The sequence below is a fragment of the Kineococcus glutinatus genome (assembly GCF_039542765.1).
Classification (GTDB): Bacteria; Actinomycetota; Actinomycetes; order Actinomycetales; family Kineococcaceae; genus Kineococcus_A; species Kineococcus_A glutinatus.
This window is the reverse complement of record NZ_BAABIL010000431.1, coordinates 1-3,556: the sequence shown is the minus strand read 5'-3', so window position 1 is coordinate 3,556 and position 3,556 is coordinate 1. Positions and strand designations below refer to the sequence as shown.

3 protein-coding genes and 1 riboswitch are annotated in these 3,556 nt (G+C 73.7%); of the genes, 1 reads left to right on the top strand and 2 read right to left on the bottom strand.

The genetic code is table 11. The features are described from left to right. Positions 1-152 precede the first annotated feature (152 nt). The gene (gene purU / locus ABEB16_RS15265) at positions 153-1,016 is read left to right on the top strand and encodes a formyltetrahydrofolate deformylase (RefSeq protein WP_425560210.1); all 864 of its coding nucleotides are present in this window, start codon (positions 153-155) and stop codon (positions 1,014-1,016) included. A gap of 22 nt (positions 1,017-1,038) precedes the next feature. Here the strand turns inward: purU and ABEB16_RS15260 are convergent, their stop codons facing one another. Continuing rightward, on the bottom strand, positions 1,039-1,791 hold the full coding sequence (locus ABEB16_RS15260; RefSeq protein WP_345713086.1) for a DNA-formamidopyrimidine glycosylase family protein: 753 nt from the start codon (positions 1,789-1,791) through the stop codon (positions 1,039-1,041). A 150-nt stretch (positions 1,792-1,941) separates the two neighbouring features. Continuing rightward, positions 1,942-3,156: an NADP-dependent isocitrate dehydrogenase gene (locus ABEB16_RS15255; RefSeq protein ID WP_345713085.1), complete on the bottom strand. Its 1,215-nt coding sequence runs from the start codon at positions 3,154-3,156 to the stop codon at positions 1,942-1,944. A 153-nt stretch (positions 3,157-3,309) separates the two neighbouring features. After that, positions 3,310-3,398, top strand: a riboswitch (SAM riboswitch). Positions 3,399-3,556 lie beyond the last annotated feature (158 nt).

Here is a 3,556-nt window from a genome sequence, read left to right as displayed (position 1 = left end):
GGCCAGCAGCACCCCGTCGGGGGCGACGAGCACCGGGCCGGCGCCGGCCAGCACCGCGTCGACGTCGGCGTCCGCCGCGACCGGGCCGGTGCCCGCGGCCGCCTCCGCCGGGGCACCGCCGGCACTCCTCACCACCCGAGCACCATAGGCTCGTGCGCGTGACCGAACGCTCCCGGGTCCTCACCCTGTCCTGCCCCGACCGCCCGGGCATCGTGCACGCCGTGTCCGGCGCCCTGGTCGCGCTCGACGCGAACATCACCGACAGCCAGCAGTACGGCAACCCCGCGACGGGGCACTTCTTCATGCGGGTGGCCTTCGAGGCCGACGCCTCCGACGAGGCGCTGCGGGCCAACCTGGAGGTGGTGGCGCGCCGGTTCGAGCTGACGTGGCGGATGGTGCGCGCCGACCGCCCGGTGCGCACGGTGGTCATGGTGTCCAAGGAGGGGCACTGCCTCAACGACCTGCTGTTCCGGCAGCGCTCCGGGGCGCTGCCCGTGGAGGTCGTCGCCGTGGTGTCCAACCACCCCGACCTGGCGCCGATGGCGGAGTTCTACGGGGTGCCGTTCCTGCACGTGCCCGTGGCGGCCGGCAGCGCGGAGTCCAAAACCGCCGCCGAGCAGCGCCTGCTGGACCTGGTCGCCGAGCAGGACGTGGAGCTCGTCGTCCTGGCCCGCTACATGCAGATCCTGTCCGACCCGCTGTGCCGGGCGCTGGAGGGGCGGGCCATCAACATCCACCACTCGTTCCTGCCCAGCTTCAAGGGCGCGCGGCCCTACCACCAGGCCCACGACCGCGGCGTGAAGCTCATCGGCGCCACCGCGCACTACGTGACCGCCGACCTCGACGAGGGGCCGATCATCGAGCAGGACGTGGAGCGGGTCGACCACCGCTCCACCCCGGCGGAGCTGGTGCGCCTGGGCCAGGACGTGGAGTGCCGCACCCTGGCGCGCGCGGTGCGCTGGCACACCGAGCAGCGGGTGCTGCTCGACGGGCACCGCACCGTGGTGTTCCGCTGACGGTGCGGGTGGGCGCCGCCCCTCAGCGCTGTTCGGCGGGACAGGTGTAGGCGGTGCGCCCGCCGACCCGGGAGACGCGCACGGGCGCACCGCAGCGCCGGCACGCCTCGCGCTTGTAGACCCAGCGCTCGTCCGGCGCGGCGGGGTCGCTGACCACCTGCCCGGCGTCGCGCCCCAGCGGCAGCAGCTCCACCGCGAGGTCCCAGATCGCGCCGGCCTCCTCGGCGTCCAGGCGCGCCACCGGCCGGGCGGGGTCCACGCCGGCGAGGAACAGCAGCTCCGCGCGCCAGGCGTTGCCCAGCCCCGCCCACACCCCCTGCTCCACCACGGCCGCCCCCACCGCGCCGCGCGCGGCCAGCAGCCGGTGCACCGCCTCCTCGCGCCGGGCGGCGCCGTCGCGCAGCGGGTCGGGCCCCAGGGAGGCCAGCAGGGCGGTGCGCCCGGCGGGTGTCAGCGGCTCGCAGCGGGAGGGGGCGATGAGGGCGAACGCCGCGCCGTCGCCGGCCAGCCACAGCCGGGTGCCGCGCGGCGGGGTGGCGGTGGTGTCCTCGTAGCGCAGGAACAGCCCGCGCATGCCGAGGTGGACGTGCAGGGTGGGGGCGTCCGCCACGTCGTAGAGCAGGTTCTTGCCCCACGCCCCCACGGCCGCCAGGACCCGCCCGTCGTAGGGCGCGGCGTCGAAACGGCCCTGCGGGCTGGAGGCGCGCAGCACCCGGCCCGCCAGCGCCGCCCGCTGCTCGCGGGCGTGGCGGTGCAGCAGGTGTCCCTCGGGCACGCGCGCTCCTCCCGCCCGCCGCGGCGGCGGGCCCGGGCAGGCGTTACCCCGCACCCGGCCGGTCGACACGGGCCGGTCGACGCCGCCTGTCGACGCCGCCGGGCGCACCGCGGCCCGGGTCCCCGCGGGGACCCGGGCCGCGCGCAGAACTCAGGCCAGGCGGGCGCGGAGGTTGTCGTCCAGGGCGCCGAGGAAGTCCTCGGTGGTGAGGAAACCCTGCTCGGGGCCGACGAGGAGGGCGAGGTCCTTCGTCATCTGCCCGCCCTCGACGGTCTTGATGACGACGTCCTCCAGCGTCTCGGCGAAACCGGTGACCTCGGGGGTGGAGTCCAGCTTGCCGCGGTGGGCCAGGCCCCGCGTCCACGCGTAGATCGAGGCGATCGGGTTCGTGGAGGTCGGCTTGCCCTGCTGGTGCTGGCGGTAGTGGCGCGTCACGGTGCCGTGCGCGGCCTCCGCCTCGACGGTGCGCCCGTCCGGGGTGGCCAGCACGGAGGTCATCAGGCCCAGGGAGCCGAAACCCTGCGCGACGGTGTCGGACTGCACGTCGCCGTCGTAGTTCTTGCACGCCCAGACGTAGCCGCCCTCCCACTTCAGGGAGGCCGCGACCATGTCGTCGATGAGGCGGTGCTCGTAGGTGATGCCCGCCTCGGCGAACCTGTCCTTGAACTCCGTCTCGAACACCTCGGCGAAGATGTCCTTGAACCGGCCGTCGTAGGCCTTGAGGATCGTGTTCTTCGTCGACAGGTACACGGGGTAGCCGCGGGAGAGGCCGTAGTTCAGCGACGCGCGGGCGAAGTCGTAGATGGAGCTGTCGAGGTTGTACATCGACAGCGACACGCCGCCGCCGGGGGCGCGGAACACCTCGTGCTCGATCGGCTCGGAGCCGTCGGCGGGGGTGAACGTCACCGTCAGGGTGCCCTCGCCGGGGAAGCGGAAGTCGGTGGCGCGGTACTGGTCGCCGAAGGCGTGGCGGCCGACGATGATCGGCTTGGTCCAGCCCGGCACCAGCCGCGGCACGTTCGAGATGATGATCGGCTCGCGGAAGATGACGCCGCCGAGGATGTTGCGGATCGTCCCGTTCGGGGAGCGCCACATCTTCTTGAGGCCGAACTCCTCCACCCGCGCCTCGTCGGGGGTGATGGTGGCGCACTTGACGCCGACGCCGTGCTCCTTGATGGCGTGGGCGGCGTCGATGGTCACCTGGTCGTCGGTGGCGTCGCGGTTCTGGATCGACAGGTCGTAGTACCGCAGGTCCACGTCGAGGTAGGGGTGGATCAGGCGCTCCTTGATGAACTGCCAGATGATCCGGGTCATCTCGTCGCCGTCGAGCTCGACGACGGGGCCCTGCACCTTGATCTTCGCCACGCCTGGTCTCCTCGCTAGGTCAGCCGCCCGCGTCACCCTCGACGCGGGCCGTGCATGTCGCTCGACGTCAAGATACCTTCCGCCGATCCGTGCGGTCACCACGCTGCCACGCCCGTGCTTGACGCACCAGGCGCACATCCCCCAGGATCACGACCGCCATCCAGAGCGGCCGAGAGTCCTGGCTCGTCGACGCCGCAGCAACCACGGTCCGCCGCAGGTGCTCCCGCCAGGTCCGATGGAGGACTCAGATGACCCGCACGCACCGCACCGCACCCGCCGCTGCCCCGCAGCCGGTGCGCTGCTGCTGCGCGCCGACCACCCGGGGCTGTCGCCGGCGCTGAGACCAGCGCACGGGGCGGCAGCGCAGCTGCGCCGCCGGCCCGCTCCCCCGCACCACCCG